Source organism: Chryseobacterium sp., from assembly GCF_041914225.1.
Classification (GTDB): domain Bacteria; phylum Bacteroidota; class Bacteroidia; order Flavobacteriales; family Weeksellaceae; genus Chryseobacterium.
In genome coordinates this window covers 93,236-114,049 of sequence record NZ_JAYSDT010000009.1, presented here as the reverse complement: position 1 = coordinate 114,049, position 20,814 = coordinate 93,236, and the positions used below count along the sequence as shown (strand labels likewise).

The following is a 20,814-nucleotide window of genomic DNA, read 5'->3' as shown; positions in this document are numbered from 1 at the left end:
AATATTTAAAATCAAACAAAAAGTTTGAACACACGTTATTTAAAAATTTTTTCCATTCTTGTTGTCATCGCCCTTATTTTTGTGGCGAGGCTTGCGTATTTGCAGCTGTTTACAGACCGTTATGCCCTGAATGCTGCCAATACCTCCATTAAAACAGAATATGTTATTCCACAACGTGGAGTTATTTTTGACAGAAATGGTAAAATCATGGTCGGTAACCAGCCTGCTTATGAAATTTCGTTTACGCAGGCTTTGATGAAACCTGATTTTGATACTTTGGCATTTTGTAGTTTAATGAAAATTACAAAACAGGATTTTATCAATAAAATCAATGCTATCAAAAAGGAGAAATATTATTCTAAGCTGACGCCGATGACTTTTATTAAAGACCTCAGCAGAGAAGATATTGCAAGAGTTCAGGAAATTATTTTTAAATATCCCGCATTTAATATCGTATCAAGACCCCAGCGTCAATATGAAGTATCCACATCCGGGAGCCTTCTTGGGTATACGAGTGAGGTAAATGAAAGAGATATTAAAAAAGATTCTACTTATTATTTACCGGGAGACTTCATCGGGAAAACCGGTGTTGAAAAATCCTATGAAAAAGAACTTCGTGGAGTAAAAGGAGTAAAATATATTCAGAAAGATATCAGGCTCCGAAATATTGGATCCTATAAAAATGGTGCTCTGGATAAAGACGTTATTACAGGTAAAGATATTACATTAACCATTGATTATGACCTTCAGAGAACAGCTGAAGAAATGCTGGTCAATAAACACGGTGCAATTGTAGCCTTGGACCCTAATAACGGGGAAGTACTGGTTTCTGCAACCGGTCCGGATATCGATCCGAATCTTTTTACCGGACCCAACAAATCCAAAAACTTATATGCTCTGTCAAAAGATACACTTTATGAAAATAAGCCCACTTTTGACCGTGCATTACAGGCAGGATATCCTCCAGGATCCACTTTTAAACTGTTGACTGCTTTAGCGGCAATGCAGATGGGAGTAATGGATGAAAAAACCATTTTCCCTTGCGGCGGCGGATTCTTCTATAAAGGTAAAAGAATCAAAGGTCATGGTGGAGCAGATCCGCTTATTCCTTCTATTCAGGTTTCCAGTAACTGTTTCTTTACTTATGCATTTATTGCAATTATCAAAAAATACCCGGGAAATCCATCAAAAGGTGTTGATGAATGGAAAAAGATCATGAGCAGTTTCGGAGTTGGAGAATTTTTAAATAATGATTTTGCTGTTGGGGCAAGAGGCAGAATCCCTTCAGGAGATTTTTACGAAAGAAGATTTAAAGCGATCATGAAAGCCAGCGGTTCCCAGAGAACTGATTTCAAAAACTGGGATGAAATGTCAACCGGTGCTATTTATAACGGGATGGGGCAGGGAGATGTTTTGGTAACATCTATTCAGCTGGCCAATTATGTGGCGGCAATTGCCAACAGAGGATGGTATTACACTCCTCATATCGTAAAAGCAATTGACGGAAAGCCAAACCCTGATCCAAGGTTCAAAGTAAAACATAAAACACTTGTAGATCCAAAACATTTCGAACCGGTTCTGAAAGGAATGGAGGCCGTGGTTTTGAGAGGTACAGCCCGTGGTTTGAAATCCAATGATTTTACACAGCTAGCTAAAACAGGTACTGCACAGGTGCCCCAAGGAAAAGATAACTCAATTTTTGTATTGATTGCTCCTGCAGAAAAACCTAAAATTGTTGTAGTGGCAGTAATGGAGCACGCAGGATTCGGTGCTACATGGGCGGGTCCGGCTTGTACGGTGATTGCTGAAAAATATATTACCGGTGATTTAAAAAGAGAAAATCTTTACAAAAAAATGATCACCTCGAGTTTCATGCCTGAGTATAAAAGGCAATGGATTGCAGACCTGAAGCGTAAAGGTTTATATGTTGACCCTAAACCTGATTCTATTAAACAAAAAAGAATCAAGGATAGCCTTGAGTTGGTAAAACAACAAAAAGCAAAGCTGCAAAAGAAAATAGAAGAAGCTAAAAAAAATAACACTGCTAAAAAAACTGTGAAGCAATGAAATGGACGGAAGGAATAGATAAACTGGGCCTTGGGCTGTATTTCCTGCTTTGCATTTTTGCGATTGCAAATATCTACAGTGTTGATCAGAAACTGGGAGAAAAGCAATTGGTTTTCTTTTGTATCTCCCTGTTTGTGGGGCTTGTCATATTCGTGGGAAGAAGCAAGTTCTTTGAGAATATGGCCGGGATTATTTACATTGGAGGTGTCCTGCTTTTGATAGGACTTTTTCCGTTTGGTAAAGAGATCCTCGGGCAGAAGAACTGGTATAAGTTCGGTAGTTTTACCATGCAGCCTGTAGAGTTTGCAAAAATCGGGACGGCATTGATGCTGGCCAATTATGTTTCAAGTCCGGATTTTAATCTTAAAAATAAAAAATCACTCTGGACAGCTCTTGCGATTATAGGAATTCCGGCAGCGGTTGTTCTTGCCATCCCGGATGTTGGTTCCATGCTGGTATTTATTGCATTCTTTATTGCTTTATACAGAGAAGGGCTGAGCGGCCTTTTGTTCGGGATAGGATTTATTTTTGCCGGCGTTTTTCTGATTTCACTGGCTGTTCCTCCGGTTTATGTTGCGGTGGCAGTTTTAGTCATTGCCGGTGTTCTGATTGCCATGAATTACCACAGAATGTCATGGGATGTGATTTCTATCTCAGGAATTGCAGGGTCTGTCCTTTTGCTGTGCGGTCTGGCTTTCGGGTCTCCTTATATTTTAGAAAAACTTCCTAAACACCAGAGAGAAAGAATTGAGGTTCTTTACAAAGGAGAAAAGGCGTTCAGGGATACTTCAGGATACAACCTGCTTTATTCTAAAACAGCTATCGGATCTGGTGGACTTTGGGGAAAAGGATACCGTGAAGGTTCCGTTACCCAGGGTAAATTCGTGCCGGAGCAGGAAACCGATTATATCTTTTGTACAGTAGGAGAGGAATGGGGCTTTTTGGGAAGTGCAATTCTTATTTTATGCTACATGGTTTATATCGGCAGGATATATTACCTGGCAGAGAAGCAGAAATCTACGTTTAACCGTGTTTTCGGGTATTGCTTTGCCTCGATCCTGCTTATGCACTTTTCGATCAATTTAGGGATGGTTATGGGACTTTTCCCTACGGTTGGGATCCCTCTTCCGTATTTCAGTTATGGAGGAAGTTCTTTACTGGCTTTCTCAATGATGACTTTTATTTTCTTTAAACTTAATTATTCCGATAAAAACAGTTTGGTATAACTCTTTTCAGCAGTGATGTATAATCGCAAAAAAGTTTGATCCACCTGTTTTGTAAATCTGCAGATTGCGGAGTATATTGTCGTTTTATAAATCATTTAAATTTATGAAAGAAGCTTACATCCTCGATCAGGATTTCGTAAATACAGACGGTTCTCAGTTAGAAAAAGGCGAGTACGAAAACTGTACTTTCAGAAACTGCAACTTTGAATATCTGGATCTGTCTGGGTTCAGTTTTACAGACTGTGAATTTATTGAATGTAACCTCAGCATGGCAAAACTTGTTAAGACATCTTTCCACGAAGTGCTTTTCAAAGAATGTAAAATGTTTGGGCTTCAGTTTAATGATTGTAATCCGTTCGGGTTATCTTTCAGATTTGATGGCTGTGCTTTAAATAATTCAGTTTTTTATCAGGCATCTGTCAAGAAAACAGTTTTCAAGAATTCCAAATTAATTGAAGCGGATTTCACTGAATCTGATTTATCCAATGCTGTCTTCAGTAACTGCGATCTGTCGGGCGCTGTTTTTGATGGCACAAACCTCGAAAAAGCAGATTTCAGGACTTCAGTCAATTATTCTATAGATCCGGCTTTAAACAGGCTTAAAAAAGCTAAATTTTCGCTGTCTGAAATATATGGACTATTGTATAAACTGGATATTGAAATTGATAAGAACAGTTGAGAACTCATGACTATTCGGTGAGTTCATATAAATATAATATTGAATCAATAGAAGTGGTTTTTAACCCGCCTTTTCTTTTAAACATATGTTCTCAGCTTTAGCTTAAACTTATTGTAAAGTATCACCTATAAAAAAGCCATCAGAATTCTGATGGCTTCATTATTTAAATCAATTATTTATAAAATTAAAAATTTGCTGGTGTAGCTGGAGTAACAGCGGCAAGGTTGTTATAAGCTTCTCCTTCTTCGTTGATTACTCTCTTGGCAAATCTGAATTTAGGACCCCAATAAGAATCATTAAGTGACGAAATCATTACTCCTTTTGATGTTGCTGCGTGGATAAATTTGATCTCCCCATCTTCAGAAACACTTTCTACAATACCTACGTGAGAAATTCTTCTTCCATGAGAAAAGAAAATAAGATCTCCCTTCTGTAGCTCTCCTCTTTCTACTCTTTCTCCTTCCTGAGCCTGAGATGCTGCTACTCTTGGTAAGCTAAGACCCGCTGCTGCCCCGAATACGGAAAGAACAAAAGCTGAACAATCTATACCGTTTCTTGTAGTTCCTCCGTATCTGTAAGGAGTCCCAAGGTATCTTTCAGCTTCTTCAAGGATACCATCAATGGTTTTATTATGTTTGACTGCTTTTGCAATCTCAGAATTCTTAATTGCTTTTTTCGCGTTGGCGATAGATGCCGCCTTTTCAGCAAGGAAAGAGTCGATAAGTTTTTGCTTATCCTGCTCCATTTTTTTGTTATCTATAGAAGCTAGTTTGGCATCTGTTTTGTATTCTTTTGTGTAAGTTGCTGGTTTTGAAACCACATAATTTGTAGCACACGATTGTAATGAAACTGTAGAGACTAAAGCAACTAAATAAAACAAAACTCTTTTCTTCATATATATTTGATTATCCGTGTTAAAAAGGAATATTTATTTTCAAAAGCATTACAAAAGTAGAGATTCCGAGCAAAAGACCCCTGTTATGATAATTATCAGGATCTTATTTTAACACTATTTAACATATTATTTACATATGTTAAAGAAAAATAAACCGCAACAGCCTGTTTTTGGTCAGTGTGCGGTTTTTTTTATTAAGATTCTTTAACAAACTTATTTCAGTTTACCCTGAATCAGCCTGTTTTTTAAATTTATAAGTCTAAAAAAGCAAGTATAAATTTTGTTAATAAATATTTGACTATAAGCCTATTTAGGGGCTTTAATTCTAATATTCTGCCCATCACGGATTTCTTCTGTTGCAGTCTTGACAATTACATCACCTGGGGATACAGGTCCTATAATTGTTGTGGTCTCACCATTGGCAATTCCTGATGTTACAGGGATCCAATGGGCAGTATTTTTTTCTACTTTAATTACAAATACTCCAAGGGTGGAATTAAGTACAGCAGAAGAAGGAACTGACAAGGATTTGCTGTTTTCGCTTAAAGGAAGAATAACATTGGCTACCATTCCCGGTAAAAGCCTTTTGTCTTTGTTATAAACATCCATTTCTACCCACTGAGAACGTAATTTGCTGTCCAGCGCTCCTGCAAATCTTGATACTTTTGCGGTGAAAGTTTCTCCAGGAATAGATTGAACGGAGAACTTAATATCTCCATTTTTATTCAACAGTCCGGTATAAGATTCAGGAACATTAACCACCAGACGTAATCTGTCCTGCTGTACAAGGCTGAACATAGGAAGATCAGAGCCTTTCCCTGATGGTCCTACATACGCTCCGGTACTTACATTTCTTGTTGCAATATTTCCACTGAACGGAGCCCTGATCTGCAGGTAATTTTTAACATCTGCAACTTCCCGGTAGGATGCTCTTGCAGCCTCCAGTTGAGCCAGGTCAGATTTCTGTGCTGCTAAAGCCTGCTCCAGATCAAGAGCTGAAATGGTTCCGGGAGTTTTGCTCGTCTCTTTTAAACGGTCATATTTTGCTTTGCTGGCAATATACAGGGCTTCTTTTGATTTTAGAGCTGAAGAGGCAGCACTCTGCTGGGAGCTGATCTCGGGAGCTTCTAAAGTGGCCAGTAACTGACCTGCCTTTACTTCGTTTCCAACATCTACATATAATTTTTTAACAAAGCTGCTGACTTTGGCATAGATATCCACTTTCTGATAAGGCTGCAATTCTCCGGGAATTGTGGTGGATGAAGAAAAATCATCCTGTCTGGGATTAACAGTTTCGATTTCCGGAGATGCGGAGTCTGCGGACTTTTTAGTTTCTTTCTTTTCCGCATGTCCACAGCTTTGAAGGCTGAAAATAACTATTGCCGGAATTAAATATTTATATAATCGGTTCATATTTTATTTATAGTAGCTTAAGGTTATTTATTTAACAATTTCAGGCATAAAGTGAATGCTTTCCTCATCTTCAGGATCAAGGGAAACACTTTGAGTAGTAGCTTTTCCCTGCCCCCATGCAAATGCCAGCGGAAGAATAAAAAGGGCGGCAAATGTAGAGGCTACCAAACCGCCTATGACAGCTCTGCCCAATGGTGAAACCTGATCTCCGGCCTCTCCCAGCCCTAATGCCATTGGAACCATCCCTACAACCATTGCCAAAGCAGTCATCACGATAGGTCTAAGTCTCAGGGCTGCGGCTTCTCTTGCGGAAAGTAAAGCATTTCCATTATGTTTTCTTAATTGTTCTGCGTTGGTGATTAACAGTACGGCATTTGAAATTGAAACCCCTACAGACATAATGATTCCCATATAAGATTGAAGGTTCAATGTAGATCCGCTGATGATTAATAATGCTAAAGATCCTGCCAGAACCGCCGGTGCAGTTACCAATACTACTCCTGAAACTTTGAAAGACTGAAAGTTGGCCGCAAGCATTAGAAATATTACAACAATAGCAATGATCAGACTGCTTTGTAAGCTGCTCAGGGTCTCATTTAAAGTCTGGCTTAAACCAATCAGCTGTACATTGAGTCCTCTTGGAAGCTCTCCTATGCTATCAATCACTTTTTGAACATCTTTTGAAGCAGTTCCCAAATCGGTATGATTAAGGTTGGCTGTAACGGTAAGTGTTGGCATTGCCCCCAGATTGTCAGTTTCACCGTATGTGAAACTATTTTTAATCGTTGCTACATCACCCAGATTCGGTCTGTTTGAATTTTTCTGCAATGGAATTCCTGCAATTTCTTCTTTGCTGTTCATTTTATTTTCAGGAATCTGAACCTGTACATTATAACTGTAGCCTGCTTTTTCATCCGTCCAGATATTTTTTTCGGTAAATCTTGATGATGAGGTGGATGCTACCAATGAACGGGAAACATCTGACATATCTACACCAAGCTGGGCCGCACGAATGCGATCGACATTGATGTCAAGAGCGGGATATTTTATGGACTGCCCTATCTGAACATCTCTTAAATACGGAATTTTTTTAAGTTCAGCTTCTATTTTTTTGGCATACGCTTCATTCACACTTTTATCCCTGCCTGAAAATCTTACTTCAATAGGAGTTGGAGATCCCTGGCTAAGAATTTTTTCTGTCAGTTCAATGGGTTCAAAAGATAATTTCATGTCAGGATTAATGCTTTTGGCTTTTTCTCTTATTTTATCTTTTAAATCATCCATATTGGTATGGTAACCTTCATCTAGCCCCACCTGTAAAACGGTTTCATGTGAACCTGCCATCCAAAGATAAATAGGGCTTACAGAAAAAAGAGTAGGATGGGTGCCTACATATGCAGATGTAATTGAAACATTGTCTTTTCCGACAATTTCTTTAATACCATCTAATAATTTTAAGGTCTGCAGCTCGGTTTTTTCAATTCTCGTTCCGTCCGGAATACGCATTCTTACCTGAAACTGACTTCCGTTTACCTGAGGTAAAACATCCCGTCCGATACTGTTTAACAATAAGGCTACCATTGCCATCATCAGGATAATATAGGCAGAAACCAGTATTTTTCTGTAGGGCATGATCCTGTCTAAAAACTTCAGGTAACGGAACCGGATTTTTTCGAACATGCTTACTTTCCCGTCACGGTTGCTGTCTTCGCTTTGCAATAAGATTTCTTTCTGGCTCCATGTATCATTTTCATCGCTTAATCCTGCTTGCTGCAGTTCTTCAGAGTCTGTCAGAACATGGCCGTCTTTTGCTTTGTGGTGTTTCACTTTCATGATCCAGTTAGCCATTACAGGAACAAAGGTCTGTGCAAGGAAGTAAGAAACAATCATGCTGAAACCGATGGCCAATGCAAGAGGCAGGAATAATGATCCCGGAATTCCACCCATAGTAAATGCAGGAGCAAAAACAGCCAGAATACAGAATAGAATCAAGAGTTTAGGAAAAGCAATTTCTTTACAGGCATCCCAGACGGCAAGAGATTTAGGTTTCCCCATATCCAGATGCTGGTGAATATTTTCTATGGTAACGGTACTTTCATCAACGAGAATTCCAATGGCAAGGGCAAGCCCGCTTAAAGTCATGATATTAATAGTCTGGCCGAAAAGGCTTAAAAATAAAACGGCTGAAATAATAGAGGTCGGAATTGTAAGAATTACAATCAATGCCCCTCTGATATCTCCAAGGAATAATATAACCATCAATCCGGTGAGAATGGCTCCGATGGTTCCTTCACTCAATAAACTCTTAACAGAATTAATGACATAGGTAGACTGGTCAAATTCAAAGCTGACCTTTACATCATCCGGAAGGTTGGACTGAATCTGAGGCAACTGTTTTTTCAGATTCTGAACCACAAGGTAGAGGCGTCAGCACTTTTAGCAATACTCAGATACACCGAGCGGCGTCCGTTTACCAGAGCATAGCCAGAGGTCATATCTGCCCCGTCGGTTACTGTGGCAACATCTCTTAAGTATAGATTCTGAACACTGCCTTTATAGAGAGGGATATTTTCAAAATCTTTTACATTTTTAATCATCGTATTGGTAGGGGTGATATAGTATTTATCACCTATTCTTACGTTTCCTGACGGCGCGGTCTGATTGTTCAGCCTCAGTGCTTCTACGAGCTGATCTGGCGTCATATTATGTTGACGAAGCAAGTCCGGATTGGCATTAATCACCACTGTCCGGATATTTCCCCCGAAAGGAGGTGATGAAACAATTCCCGGAATTGAAGTAAATGTGGAACGAACATAAACGTTGGCGAGGTCAAGCAGTTCATTGTTTGATCTTTTATCACTGCTTAGAACAAGCTGCCCCACCGGAAGTGTGGACGCATCAAAGCGAATGATAAAAGGAGGGTTTGATCCCGGTGGAAAAGCGGCCTGAATTCTGGTGGAAAATGAATTCAATTCTGCCGCAGCCTGAGCCATATCGGTTCCGGGATAGAAATTAATTTTCATTAATGTCAGTCCCTGAATATTTTTGGTTTCAATACTTTTGATTCCGTTGACAAATAGGAAAATGTTAATATATTGTTTGGCAAAAAATGCTTCCATCTGCTGAGGAGTATATCCGCTGAAAGGGTGGGAAACATAGATTACCGGTAAATCCAGTTTTGGAAAGATATCGACTTTAATAGAGTTCACGGACCGGATTCCAAAGAAAAAAAGACCGGCAACAATCACTAAAATCGTAATGGGTTTTCTTAATGCAAATCTTATTAAGTTCATTGAGATACTATTGATTATAATTGATATTAAATCTTACAGTTCATTTTCAAACACAGAGAAATCTCCCATAGCCGCTGCTTTTAGCAGTAAGGCATTCCATACATTGCTGATGGCGATATCCCTGTCGGTTTCTGCTCTTACCAGAGCGTAAATAGCCTGAGACAAATCCACAAGATCTGTCAGTCCGTTTTTATATAAAACGGACCTTTGGATATAGGCATCATTGGCTGACTTGAGCTGAACCGGAACCTGGTCATAAATCCGGATGGCGTTTTTCCACTTGTTATCAGATAAATCCAGCTGGGCTTTTAACTGTTGCTCTGCGAGGTCGTACTCATGTTTTAATCCCTGGCTTACATAATCCTGAGCGCTTATTTCCTTTGAGAGCCTGTAGGTTTGTGTGAAATTCCAGGAAACGCCAATCCCAAAGAGGTAGTTGCTTCTTGTAGGATGAATCCCGTCCCAGTAGGAGGAGGAATAGTCATTCTGATTTTGTGCATAGTTGCTTCCGAATCCTGAACCTCTTGTCTGAAAGATACCTACCATAGAGAATGATGGATAATACTGTGTCCTGAGGAACTGTTTTTCCTGCTCGCTTACATCAATTCTGCTTTTGTATAAAGCCAATAAAGGATGATTGTCTAAAGAAGAGCTTTTTTCTGTAGGGAAGTCCGCCGGAATTCTTTTCAGTAAAGTACTGTCCAGTACAAATTCCTGAGCCGGAATTCCCAATAGCTGGGCAAGTTTATTTTCCTGCTCCTGTTCATTGTCTTTTGCTTTGGTGTAAGTGATCATTGCATTGGCGTAATCTGCTTTTGCAAGTGATAAATCTACGCCGGGAACGAGGCCGTTTTTTTCTTTAACCTCAACGATTCTTCTGATGGTATCAGTCCTTCCCAGATTCCGGGCGTATGAAAGTTTTAATTTTTTTGCAGCTAAAACATTCAGGTAAGCGGCGGTTACTTTTATTTTGTGCTGAAAGATTTCATCAGATAAATCTTTGGCATCTCTCTGATTTTTAGTTTCGGCAACTTTCACTCTTTGTCTGGCTTTTCCGAAAGCGAAAAATTCCCAGTTGACGTTAGCCAGATACAAAGCTCCGAAAGAAGCATTCCAGTTTTGATCAGGGAGGGGAAGTCCGGATGAAGCCTCTCCATAGCCTCCGAATCCATACAGGGGACCGTTTTGTCCGTTGACGGTTCCATAATCCTGCTGCAGGCTGATATTCAGGTTAGGCAGGTATTGCCGTTTTGCCAGCTCTATCGATTCCTGGGATGATAACCGGTAAGATTCTTTGGCTTTAATGGTTCCGTAATTATGAACAGCAGTTTCCAGTGCAGATTGCAGGGTGAGGACCTTCTGTGCTTTTGCTGTGTTGACCAAAAAAACGGATGATAAGGCGAGAATAAAAATTCTTGAAAGCATCTAACGTATTTTTCTTTTTTCAAAGTAAAAAATACATTTTGAAGCAAATTTGAAGTTGAAAAATTAATGATGATGGTAATTATTTAGAAAAATTTACCATCTGTTCTACAGATTCAAATGCGATGGGATTTTCAGCTGAGATTTTTTCAGAAATTGAAGTTCCGTGCAGTTTGTTACCGTCAAAATATACCGTTATGCTGTGCCATCCGTCTGCAAAATCATAATGAACAGCAAAATCATTTACCTCACAGATCTGCTTGACAATGGAAAGTCCCAGGCCAATGCTTTCCTGTGACTGATTACTTTTCTTGAACCTTTTAAATAGTTCCTGTGTGGGAACATGAGGAGGAAGACCGGTATTATTGATCTGAAAGTAATTTTGGGTTAAATTTATTTCAATTTTTCCCCCTTCAAGATTATGCCGAATGGCATTGGAAAGAAGATTGCTTAGTAGAATTTCTGCTAAAGTAGGGTGGATCTTAATAAAAACATTCTTTTCGCAATTTCTGTGTAATGTAATATTTTTTAAGGCTAAATGATCGGAATACATGCATAGTGCTTCTCTTTCCACACGACAGAACTTTAATTCCTCGTTGGTGAGAAACTCATTGTTATTCAGTTTGGTAAGAAGAATTAATGAGCGGTTTATTCTGCTTAATTTATCGATGGAGTTTTGAATGTCCGTTAATAAGACAGCTTGATTTTCATTGATCTCTGTTTCTGCCAGCAGCTCAATTTTACTTTGAATGATGGCTAAAGGGGTCTGAACTTCATGTGAGGCATTTTCTGAAAATTCTTTGACAGAAGCATAATCCTCCAGGGCTTTGTCTGTCATTGTTTTCAGAAATTCATTTAATTTTTTAAACTCTTTGGTGCTTGTGGGTAAAAGGTCAAGCCTTTCTTTTTTCTGAATGCTGAATTTCTGAAGTCTGTCAATTGCATGGTGAAAGGGCTTTAATATAAATTTAGACAGAATCCGTGCTGTGATAAAAACAACGGCTGTGATTAATAAAAGCTTCCAGAAAAGGGCAATCAGCATTCCGCCCATTATTTCTTTTGTGGCTGTGATGTAAGCGTATGAAGAAATTTTATAAATCTTGCTGTTGATGTCTGCAAAAGAATTGATCTGGATTTTACATTCATTTCTGGAAACGCCCTGATCTTCAAGACAGGTGTGTATGACTTGTGGTTCTGAAGGAATGTTTTTACCCTGGAATAAACTTACGGTAATAGGCAGCCCCTGTGAGGTTTTTGCAGGGGGGTCTCCTTTTCGGAGCTGATTAATAACGTAATTGTTGACAGTTTTCAACCTTTCAATCTCAACGTTATCCAGTCTTTTTTTGATACCGGTATATGATATGTACATGCTTACGGGGGTAACCAGCAATACAATGGCGATAAACCAGACTGATATCTTATTCAATAAATTCATGAGCCACTATATTTTAAAGCATTAAACTTATAGCCTAATCCGTAGATCGTTTCAATGTAATCTTTTCCCTGTGCAGCACCAATTTTTTTTCTTAGATTTTTAACGTGCTGATAAACAAAATCAAAATTGGCTAGATTATCCGTATAATCACCCCAAAGATGATTGGCAATAGACTGTTTTGATAATACACGGTTTTTGTTGACAAGAAAGTACAGCAAGAGTTCAAATTCTTTCTGGGTAACTTCCAATCTTGTCCCGTTAATAATAACTTCGTAAGTGTCGGTATTTAAAATGATCTCATTGAATTTGACTTCACTGTAACCATCCATTTTTTTTCTCCGGTAAACGGCTCTTAATCTGGCGTGCAATTCCGGTAAATGGAAAGGTTTTGTGATATAATCATCAGCACCCCGTTCCAGTCCGTTGATCTTATCATCCAATGCATTTTTTGCAGAAATAATAAGAATTCCGCTGCTGATTTTTTCGGTTTTAATGTAATTCAAAATGTTTAATCCGTTTCCGTCAGGCAGCATTATATCCAGCAAAATGCAATCGTAAGAATTGAAGCTGAGTTTTTCCAGGGCTTCATTGTAGTGATGGGAGCACTCACAGATATAGTTCTCGCCTTCAAGATAATATTTCATACTTTGGGCAAGTTCATGGTTGTCTTCTATGATCAGGATTTTCATAACGAAAACAAAGGTAAAGTTAAATTCTGTATCAAATTTGAAGTTATAGAAGTCTTTGTCTATGAGTGTTTTAGGTTAAATAAAAAATTCCCCGGAAAACGGGGAATTTAAACTAATATGGAACTTTACAGGTGTTATTTTGTAAACAACATTTCTCTGTATTTTGTCATCGGCCAAAGCTCATCGTCAACCATCATTTCCAATGCATCAGAAGCTTCTCTGATTGTATCAAATAACGGTTTTACTTTATTACAATAGCTTTCTGCCTGTTTTTGGCTGTCTGATATGCTTTTTGCTGCTTCTCTGGCTTTGATAAGATCTTCTACACCAAGCTTAATTTTAGAAACATTTTCAGAAATGCTTGTAATTAAACTCATCTGTTCTTTTGCCAGCGACTTGAATTCTTTATCTCCAAAGATTTCTTTAAGACCTTTTACGTTTTCAATTAATCTGTTCTGATAATTTAATGCAGAAGGAATGATGTGGTTTCTTGCGATATCACTTAAAACTCTTGCTTCAATATCAATAACTGTAGAATATTTTTCTAATTTGATTTCGTTTCTTGCCTCAACTTCTCTGTGGGTGAAAATTCCCATCTCTTCATAAAGATCCAGGAATTTCTTATCCATTTCCTGTTTTAAAGCTTCAGGAGTTGTCTTAAGGTTGTTCAATCCTCTTTTCTTGGCTTCTTTTGCCCAGTCATCAGAATATCCGTCACCTTCAAACATAATGTTTTTACACTGCTTGATGTACTCTCTCAATACATTAAAGATGGCTTCGTCTTTCTTCAGTCCGGTTTCAATTAAAGCATCAACTTCTTTCTTGAAATCGTTCAATTGTTTTGCTGCAATGGTATTCATCACCGTCATAGACTCTGCGCAGTTTGCAGAAGAACCTACCGCTCTGATCTCAAATTTATTTCCTGTAAATGCAAATGGAGAAGTTCTGTTTCTATCAGTATTGTCTAATAAAATTTCAGGAATCTTTCCTACTACATTTAATTTTAATTCTGTTTTTTCTTCCGGAGATAGTTTTCCATTGGTTACTTTTTCAAGTTCTTCCAAAACGCTGAACAGCTGGCTTCCGATGAATACGGAGATAATTGCCGGTGGAGCTTCGTTTGCACCTAATCTGTGGTCGTTGCTTGCAGATGCGATACTTGCTCTTAAAAGATCAGCATACTCATGAACTGCTTTGATCGTGTTAACAAAGAAAGTTAAGAACTGTAAGTTCTTCTTAGGGTTTTTTCCCGGGCTTAATAAGTTTTCACCTGTATCTGTAGCTAAAGACCAGTTATTGTGCTTTCCGCTTCCGTTTACTCCTGCGAATGGTTTTTCGTGGAATAAAATATGGAAGTGGTGTCTGTGAGCAATTCTTGCCATGATATCCATCAACAAAGAGTTGTGGTCTACAGCAACGTTTACTTCCTCAAACATTGGAGCCAGCTCAAATTGGTTTGGAGCTACCTCGTTGTGTCTTGTAGTTACAGGAATACCTAATTTCATACATTCGATTTCCAGCTCCTTCATGAAGTTCATTACTCTTGTAGGAATTGAACCGAAATAGTGGTCATCAAGCTGCTGTCCTTTTGCTGGAGAGTGTCCCAGTAATGTTTTACCTGTTAATACAAGGTCCGGACGGGATTGGTATAATGCTGAATCTACAAGGAAATATTCCTGCTCCCAACCTAAAGTAGGAGTTACTTTTGTTACATTTTTATCGAAATACTGCATTACGTTGGTTGCAGCTTCGTCCACAGCGTTCAAAGCTCTTAAAAGGGGTGCTTTATAATCTAAAGTTTCTCCTGTATAAGAGATGAAGATGGATGGGATGCACAATGTAGTTCCCATGATGAAAGCCGGAGAAGTAGGGTCCCATGCGGTATAACCTCTTGCCTCGAACGTGTTTCTGATTCCCCCGTTCGGGAAAGAAGATGCATCCGGTTCCTGCTGAATCAATAAGTTTCCGCTGAATCTTTCAATAGCTCTTCCTCCTTCGATAGGAGTGAAGAAAGAATCGTGCTTTTCTGCGGTTGTCCCTGTCAAAGGCTGAAACCAGTGAGTATAGTGAGTTACTCCTTTGCTCATTGCCCAGTCTTTCATTGCTACAGCTACCTGGTCTGCAATGTGTCTCTGGATTTTAGTCCCTTTTTTTACTGCATCCATAATAGACTGGAATGCTTCTTTCGTTAAATATTCTCTCATTGTTTCTTCTGAGAAAACATTCTGGCAGAATAATTCTGATAATTTCACAGGCACTTCAATAGAGTTATCTCTTCTGAAATCCTTAAATGGTAGGGTTTCTAACGCTTTGAATCTTAAGGTTGACATAAATGGGTTGATTTTTTACAGGGCAAATTTACAAAAAAAAATGAATTGAAAATATTTTAACCCTGAAAATTTAAGGGGTATTTTGAAAATTTATACAATTTAAACAAATTTTTGGTGTTTTTTAACAGGGGTGTTTGGTGAGTTAATGTTTAAAATGTGAGATTTTCAGCCTGTTTATAGAATATAGAGTAAATATACTACATATTGTACAATTAACAATCATGTAAGAGGATTAAGGTACTTATTAAAAGACAGTTAAAATAAAGTGGGTAAAGATTTCGTATATTTGTGTGAAATTTATTTTATGACAAATTCTAGAGCAAGAGAAACAACAGAGGCTATTGAAAGGTTATACATCTCTATGAGACACCTGTTTTATAGAGGATTTTTCAAGCCGGGAGGAGTTTCAGGAGAGAGTATCAGAAGTTTGTTGAAAACCATCAATCCGGAAATTTACGGAACCATGAATATTCCTAGCAAATTGGAATTGGACGGTTTGATGTATGTTTTAGACAGGCTTCCGGAAGGAATTGAAGAATGTGCTTTTATTCATCTTACATCTGATGAAGGGTTTGATAAAGGAAGTTTCGAACCTATTGTTCCAAAGAAAAGAAGAAGAAACTGTTATAGAATAGACGAACACCAGATGAATATTGAGGTTCTTTTGGGCCGTTCCGAAATTTATGACATTCTTACCCACCTGACATTCCTGTTTATAGAAGCTGATAAAATCCGTAACCTGGCATTCATCCAGGATGAAAACTGGAAACCGACACGTGCTTTCAAAATTATTGAAGAAGTGGTGAAGGGAGAAAAGAAATTCAGCAGAAAAGAAAAAGAAGTGGCGCTTATTCACCTTTCTTCTTTAATAGGAAGATCTTTTGATGAAACATTAAGAGCCTACAATACCTTTGGTGATGATCATAATCCTGACCGTCTTTTCAAAATTATTTACAACTTAGGAAAAGTAAGTCTTGAGGATGCAAAAGGAAGCCGAGAAAGAGAAATTTATTTCAGCTCTATATTAAAAGAGAGAGTGGGACACCATTATTTTGGTGAAAAATGGGCTAACAAGGTGAAAGAGGTTTTATTTGAAAATAACCTTCACATGCGTCCCCTGCATATTATTTCTGCCAATATGCATTCAGTGAAAAATATGCTGTATGCCAATCATGCACTTAAGAAGAAACAACATCATGAAGTTGATTATAAGCTGTATGAAGAGATTTCAAACAAGAAAGAACTTCGTGATAAAGTTTTAAAATATGCTTTGGAGGAAGGGATGATTCATATTGCGGACAAGAGTGGAAGTAATATTGATGTCCAGATCATAGACCTCAGCAAAACAGATCTGAAGAATACTCCGTTTGCAGACATCAAGTTCTCCGGAGATGATGTTGTAATGGTTTTTGATTATGCTTTCGGGGAACAGGCTTTCGAGGTGATGGATGAATTGCTGAGACCTTTTGAACATAAGGGAGAAGTATACATGATGCATGTAAAATCCGTTTCCATCATGGGGAAAGCAGGTATTCTTACCGGAGCGAAAGGAGATATCATGATTCCTACTTCTCATATCTTTGAAGGAACTGCAGATAACTATCCTTTTGAAAATGCTTTAAAACTGGAAGATTTCATCGATGATGAGCTAAGGGCTTTTGAAGGTCCAATGATTACCGTTCTGGGAACCTCTCTTCAGAACAAGGACATTCTTTCTTACTTTATGAACACTTCATGGAAAGCTATTGGTCTTGAAATGGAAGGGGCACATTATCAGAAAGCCATTCAGGTAGCTTCCAAGATCAGACATCATATTTCACCGGATCTGTTCGTATGCTATGCTTATTATGCATCGGATAATCCGCTGGAAACAGGAAGTACACTTTCTTCAGGAGGTCTTGGACTTACAGGAGTGAAGCCAACATACCTGATTACTTTAAGAATCCTTGAAAAGATTTTAAGAAGCGGAAAAAAAGAAGCTTCAGCTAAAAAATAATTGTAATTTAACATTATAATATTGGCCTCAGGTACTTTTGTATCTGAGGCTTTTTATACTTATCTAACACAAATATCACCCGTTTATTTGCACGAAATGTCTTATTTTATTGTGTTTAAAATAGTGGTTTTTCATTGGTGAAATTTGTGTTTAAATAAAAACTTATCTTTAGGAAACATAAATAATATAATACCATGAGTTCAGTATCACAATTATCAAAAAGATTCCGAGAAGTTTTGCTGGATGGTTTCTGGATCGCCAATACCAATTTTAAAGATCAGCTTTCGGATGTGAGCTGGGAACAGGCCGTGGCAAAAATTGATTCTCTGAATACGATTGCAATGCTTACTTTTCATATTGATTATTATATTGCAGGGATTATCAATGTTTTTGAAGGCGGTGATCTTGAAATCAAAGACAAATTCAGTTTTGATCTTCCTCCCATAGAATCCCAGGAACAATGGGAAGAACTGTTGAATAAGCTCTGGAAAGATGCTGAAAAGTTTGCAGCATTGCTGGAACAGATGCCCGATTCTAAGCTTGATGAGGTTTTTGTAGATGAAAAATACGGAACTTACCAAAGAAATATAGACGGAATGATTGAGCACAGCTACTACCATCTGGGACAGATTACTTTAATTAAAAAACTGTTGAAGAACTAATAGGCACATCAATTCTTACTGTATCAAAAAACTACCCACAATCATCTGTGAAAACCCGTGTCATTTGTGGTTGATAAAATAAATCACTTTATCTTCATAGATTTCTATTTTAACAATGTGGATTAAAATTCATCTAAAACCATATTAAACAGAATAAAATCTCACAATAACTCCTATTTGAGGTTCTTATTTAAATTACCTACCTTTAGAAAAAATAAAATTTTAAATGAGAAAATCGGCTGCAATCATTTTTGCGTTTATCATTTCACAATTTCAGGCTCAGCAAGGAGCTTACTATCAGCAGGCTGCGAAGTACAAGATGGATATAGATGTCAATGCTGAAAAATTTACCTACCAGGGAAAACAAACGATAGAATACACCAACAATTCACCGGATGAGCTGAATGTGGTTTATTTTCATTTATACTGGAATGCTTTCAAGCCTAATTCCATGATGGATCAGAGAGTGGCTTCCCAGGGGAAAAACGGAGACTCAAGGCTGCAGAAAGATGGCATTTCAAGACTTGCTTCCATTCCGAAAGATCAGGAAGGTGCTCAGAATATTCACTGGATTAAGCAGAATGGGAAAGACCTGAAGTTTGAAGTTCAGGAAACCATTATGAAAGTGTATCTGGCTGAACCCATCAAACCGAATTCTACCACTACCTTTACAATGGATTGGGATTCCGTGATCCCTCAGCAGATTAGAAGAAGCGGAAGAAACAACAAAGAAGGAGTGGATATGACGATGACGCAATGGTATCCGAAAATTGCAGAATACGATTATGACGGCTGGGCAACTTTTGATTATCTGGGAAGAGAATTTCATGCGCCGTTCTCTGATTTTGATGTTACCATTAAAATCAATAAAGATTATGTAGTGGGAGCGGGAGGTATTCTTGAGAATCCAATGGAAGTAAAAGGATATGATACCAATGCTAAAGTAAAAACTGAAAAAGATAAAAAAGCAACCTGGAAATGGACTGCAAAAAACATCCTTGATTTTGCATGGAGTGCAGACAGGGATTATTCTGTAGAAAGCTTCAATGTTCCGGAAGGTCCGAAAGTATATCTGGTATATCAGAAAAATGATAAAACAAAAGCATGGGGTGAAGCACAGCCTTATATTACCAAGTATTTCCAGATCATGAATTCCCACTTCGGGAAATATGTATATCCTACTTATGCATTTATCCAGGGAGGAGATGGCGGAATGGAGTATGGGATGTGTACCATGATTTTAGGGGAAGCTAAAAGCATTAAAGATTTAATGGGCTTAATGGCTCACGAAGGATCCCACTCCTGGTATCAGCAGATGCTCGCCACCAACGAGTCTGTACGCCCGTGGATGGATGAAGGTTTCACAAGTTATGCAGAAGGTTATACAATGTATCAGCTATTCCCTGAAGATCTTCCGAATCCTTTTGTTGAAAGATTAGATGCTTACAGAAAGTTCGTTAAAAAAGGAATTGAAGAACCTGCAGTTTGGTTAGGGGATCATCACGATAACGGTACATCTTATACCTTTGCTTCTTATGTAAAAGGTGAATTGTATCTGGTACAGCTTGGATACATTATGGGTGAGCAAAATCTTGCCGAAACCCTGAAGCAATATTATGACCAGTGGAGCATGAAGCATCCTTCAGACAGGGATTTCCTTCATATTGCGCAGAAAGTTTCCGGTATGGATCTGAAATGGTTCCACAATTACTGGATCAATACGATAAAAACCATCGATTACGGAATTAAAGATGTAAAGTACGACGCAAAGTCAACCACGATTACCCTGGTTAATAATGGCCAGGTGCCAATGCCAATTGATTTCGGAGTGATGACAACGGATAAGAAAATCGTTACTTATCAGATCCCAATGAATATGACCCATACATGGAAAGAAAAGGATATTTATGGTGAGTTTAAGACAATGCCTTACTGGCCATGGACTCAGAAAGAATATACCCTTACTATTCCTTATACAAAATCTCAGTTATCTGTTCTTGGAATTGATTTCAGCCAGAGAATTGCTGATGTGAATATGGAAAATAATTTTGTAGAGGTGAAATAACGATAAATATATACAAAGAAAAATCCACAGATGAGTCTGTGGATTTTTTATTTTATTCCAAATTGCTGTACCATCCAGTGATTGGGATGATTTTGGATGAGATCCTGCCTCAAAGCTTCATCCTGGGTGTTTAAATAACTATAAACCTTTAAAGGAATAGAATCCGGATATTCTTTTAACCCGTTTGCAACCGTAATTTTTGCTTCTTCTTTTTTGGAGCCGCTATCCAAGGCCTCCGCTTTAAAAATGTAAATGATTGCCGGGAGCTTTCCATATACTTCTTTTGTTTCGCTTTCCAGGAGATTCATGGTTTCAATCTGAAATACAGGATTTGAACTTTTTCCTTGCGCTACAGTCTGGCTGATATGCTGCTGATACATCAGAAGAAGGTAAAGCAGGTGTATATTTTTGGTATTAGGATCAGAAACTGCATTTTGAATTCTGTGTGCAAGTTCAGGAGTTACTTCATCATTGTCAGCCTGAAGATTTTTTTGATAGAATTCATCCATCAGATCATAAACTACTTTATCCTGAGGATCAATTTTTGACTGACTCTTCATTTTTTGTAAAACGCTTGCCATTGAGTTGCCGGATTGCGCAAAAATACAAACGCCGAAGCATAATAAAGTACCGAGGATCAGT

At 38.2% G+C, this 20,814-nt stretch carries 13 protein-coding genes and 1 pseudogene; 6 read left to right on the top strand and 8 right to left on the bottom strand.

The annotated features are described in order from the left end of the window. Window positions 1–24 precede the first annotated feature (24 nt). The 3 genes from ACE3RB_RS06640 to ACE3RB_RS06630 all read left to right on the top strand — a co-directional run bounded on the left by ACE3RB_RS06640 (window position 25) and on the right by ACE3RB_RS06630 (window position 3,972). Window positions 25–2,067 (top strand): peptidoglycan D,D-transpeptidase FtsI family protein, encoded by a 2,043-nt coding sequence (locus ACE3RB_RS06640; RefSeq protein ID WP_374463512.1) that lies wholly within the window; start codon window positions 25–27, stop codon window positions 2,065–2,067. Further along, a complete protein-coding gene (rodA, locus tag ACE3RB_RS06635) occupies window positions 2,064–3,293 on the top strand; it encodes a rod shape-determining protein RodA (protein ID WP_343686792.1) in 1,230 nt (409 codons plus the stop codon). The genes ACE3RB_RS06640 and rodA overlap by 4 nt, the downstream gene beginning before the upstream one ends. Before the next feature lie 103 nt (window positions 3,294–3,396). Continuing rightward, window positions 3,397–3,972: a pentapeptide repeat-containing protein gene (locus ACE3RB_RS06630; protein WP_374463511.1), complete on the top strand. Its 576-nt coding sequence runs from the start codon at window positions 3,397–3,399 to the stop codon at window positions 3,970–3,972. A 184-nt stretch (window positions 3,973–4,156) separates the two neighbouring features. Here ACE3RB_RS06630 and ACE3RB_RS06625 read toward each other — a convergent pair whose 3' ends face one another. From ACE3RB_RS06625 to ACE3RB_RS06595, 7 genes and pseudogenes are all read right to left on the bottom strand, one after another. Continuing rightward, complete coding sequence (locus tag ACE3RB_RS06625; RefSeq protein WP_374463510.1) at window positions 4,157–4,867, bottom strand: C40 family peptidase; 711 nt, start codon at window positions 4,865–4,867, stop codon at window positions 4,157–4,159. 306 nt (window positions 4,868–5,173) lie between these two features. Continuing rightward, a complete protein-coding gene (locus ACE3RB_RS06620) occupies window positions 5,174–6,280 on the bottom strand; it encodes an efflux RND transporter periplasmic adaptor subunit (protein ID WP_374463509.1) in 1,107 nt (368 codons plus the stop codon). Between the two features lie 27 nt (window positions 6,281–6,307). After that, window positions 6,308–9,573 (bottom strand): annotated as a pseudogene (locus ACE3RB_RS06615) (efflux RND transporter permease subunit). Window positions 9,574–9,606: 33 nt separating this feature from the next. After that, window positions 9,607–10,998: a TolC family protein gene (locus ACE3RB_RS06610; protein ID WP_374463508.1), complete on the bottom strand. Its 1,392-nt coding sequence runs from the start codon at window positions 10,996–10,998 to the stop codon at window positions 9,607–9,609. 79 nt (window positions 10,999–11,077) lie between these two features. Next, window positions 11,078–12,430 (bottom strand): sensor histidine kinase, encoded by a 1,353-nt coding sequence (locus tag ACE3RB_RS06605; RefSeq protein WP_374463507.1) that lies wholly within the window; start codon window positions 12,428–12,430, stop codon window positions 11,078–11,080. Next, the gene (locus tag ACE3RB_RS06600; RefSeq protein ID WP_374463506.1) at window positions 12,427–13,119 is read right to left on the bottom strand and encodes a response regulator transcription factor; all 693 of its coding nucleotides are present in this window, start codon (window positions 13,117–13,119) and stop codon (window positions 12,427–12,429) included. The genes ACE3RB_RS06605 and ACE3RB_RS06600 overlap by 4 nt, the downstream gene beginning before the upstream one ends. A 134-nt stretch (window positions 13,120–13,253) precedes the next feature. Further along, the gene (locus ACE3RB_RS06595) at window positions 13,254–15,449 is read right to left on the bottom strand and encodes a glutamine synthetase III (RefSeq protein ID WP_374463505.1); all 2,196 of its coding nucleotides are present in this window, start codon (window positions 15,447–15,449) and stop codon (window positions 13,254–13,256) included. Window positions 15,450–15,753: 304 nt separating this feature from the next. Here ACE3RB_RS06595 and ACE3RB_RS06590 point away from each other — a divergent pair, with 304 nt between their 5' ends. The 3 genes from ACE3RB_RS06590 (at window position 15,754) to ACE3RB_RS06580 (ending at window position 20,172) form a co-directional block, all read left to right on the top strand. Beyond that, window positions 15,754–17,445: a hypothetical protein gene (locus tag ACE3RB_RS06590; RefSeq protein ID WP_374463504.1), complete on the top strand. Its 1,692-nt coding sequence runs from the start codon at window positions 15,754–15,756 to the stop codon at window positions 17,443–17,445. Window positions 17,446–17,639: 194 nt separating this feature from the next. Then, entirely contained in the window at window positions 17,640–18,107 is a 468-nt protein-coding gene (locus ACE3RB_RS06585; protein WP_374463503.1) for a DinB family protein, read from the top strand. Between the two features lie 226 nt (window positions 18,108–18,333). Continuing rightward, window positions 18,334–20,172, top strand: a complete 1,839-nt coding sequence (locus tag ACE3RB_RS06580) for a M1 family metallopeptidase (RefSeq protein WP_374463502.1) — start codon at window positions 18,334–18,336, stop codon at window positions 20,170–20,172. A gap of 47 nt (window positions 20,173–20,219) precedes the next feature. Here the strand turns inward: ACE3RB_RS06580 and ACE3RB_RS06575 are convergent, their stop codons facing one another. Continuing rightward, window positions 20,220–20,732, bottom strand: coding sequence for a hypothetical protein (locus tag ACE3RB_RS06575; RefSeq protein ID WP_374463501.1), 513 nt, complete (start codon window positions 20,730–20,732; stop codon window positions 20,220–20,222). Window positions 20,733–20,814: the final 82 nt, after the last annotated feature.

Excerpts from the sequence above, each read along its gene's own strand:
- rodA (WP_343686792.1), top strand. The coding sequence starts at position 2,064 with ATGAAATGGACGGAAGGAATAGATAAACTGGGCCTTGGGCTGTATTTC.
- ACE3RB_RS06630 (WP_374463511.1), top strand. The coding sequence starts at position 3,397 with ATGAAAGAAGCTTACATCCTCGATCAGGATTTCGTAAATACAGACGGT.
- ACE3RB_RS06625 (WP_374463510.1), bottom strand. The coding sequence starts at position 4,867 with ATGAAGAAAAGAGTTTTGTTTTATTTAGTTGCTTTAGTCTCTACAGTT.
- ACE3RB_RS06620 (WP_374463509.1), bottom strand. The coding sequence starts at position 6,280 with ATGAACCGATTATATAAATATTTAATTCCGGCAATAGTTATTTTCAGC.
- ACE3RB_RS06610 (WP_374463508.1), bottom strand. The coding sequence starts at position 10,998 with ATGCTTTCAAGAATTTTTATTCTCGCCTTATCATCCGTTTTTTTGGTC.
- ACE3RB_RS06605 (WP_374463507.1), bottom strand. The coding sequence starts at position 12,430 with ATGAATTTATTGAATAAGATATCAGTCTGGTTTATCGCCATTGTATTG.
- ACE3RB_RS06600 (WP_374463506.1), bottom strand. The coding sequence starts at position 13,119 with ATGAAAATCCTGATCATAGAAGACAACCATGAACTTGCCCAAAGTATG.
- ACE3RB_RS06595 (WP_374463505.1), bottom strand. The coding sequence starts at position 15,449 with ATGTCAACCTTAAGATTCAAAGCGTTAGAAACCCTACCATTTAAGGAT.
- ACE3RB_RS06590 (WP_374463504.1), top strand. The coding sequence starts at position 15,754 with ATGACAAATTCTAGAGCAAGAGAAACAACAGAGGCTATTGAAAGGTTA.
- ACE3RB_RS06585 (WP_374463503.1), top strand. The coding sequence starts at position 17,640 with ATGAGTTCAGTATCACAATTATCAAAAAGATTCCGAGAAGTTTTGCTG.
- ACE3RB_RS06580 (WP_374463502.1), top strand. The coding sequence starts at position 18,334 with ATGAGAAAATCGGCTGCAATCATTTTTGCGTTTATCATTTCACAATTT.
- ACE3RB_RS06575 (WP_374463501.1), bottom strand. The coding sequence starts at position 20,732 with ATGAAGAGTCAGTCAAAAATTGATCCTCAGGATAAAGTAGTTTATGAT.